This window comes from Mesorhizobium sp. M0040 (genome assembly GCF_040323505.1).
Lineage (GTDB): Bacteria > Pseudomonadota > Alphaproteobacteria > Rhizobiales > Rhizobiaceae > Mesorhizobium.
The window spans coordinates 1-694 of record NZ_JAMYVA010000150.1; the positions used below are offsets into that span (position 1 = coordinate 1).

Below are 694 nucleotides of genomic sequence, written 5' to 3' on the forward strand. Positions count from 1 at the left end.
GACCGCGTGGAGCCATGAGCACGAGGTTGGCGTGAAGTGGAAGGTGAAGCGCTGATGACGGCCGAGCCAGGCACGCACCTTGGGGTGCTTGTGAGCGGCGTAGCTGTCGAGGACGACGTGGACGGCCTTGCTGGCCGGCACCTCGGCATCGATAGCGTTGAGGAAGCGGATGAATTCCTGATGACGATGGCGCTGCATGTTCCTGCCGATGACGGTGCCGTCGAGCACGTTGAGGGCGGCAAACAGGATGGTAGTGCCATGCCGCTGGCAGTCGTGGGTCATGGTGCCGAGCCTACCCTTCTTCATGGGCAGGCCGGGCTGGGTGCGGTCGAGCGCCTGGATCTGGCTCTTCTCGTCGACCGACAGCACGATGGCGTGAGCCGGCGGATCAACATAGAGGCCGACGACGTTGCGCAGTTTGTCGACGAACTGCGGATCGTTGGAGAGCTTGAACTGGCGCCAGCGGTTGGGCTGCAGCCCGTGCGCCTTCCAGATGCGGCGCACCGCGCTGGCGCTGATGCCGGCCGCGGCCGCCATCATGTCGGCGGTCCAGTGCGTCGTCTCGCCAGGCGGATCCTGCAACGTCAGTGCCACCACGCGCTCGGCGACTTCAGGTCCGAGTGGGGCAATGCGCGAGGGGCGCGTCTTGTCGCGCAACAGTCCCTCGAAGCCTTCCGCGGCGAGCGCTCCTGCC

At 66.3% G+C, this 694-nt stretch carries 1 protein-coding gene; it reads right to left on the minus strand.

All coding sequences use genetic code 11. The annotated features are described in order from the left end of the window. The coding region (locus NKJ91_RS33720) for an IS630 family transposase (protein WP_352458949.1) at positions 1-694 on the minus strand (694 nt) is incomplete at both ends.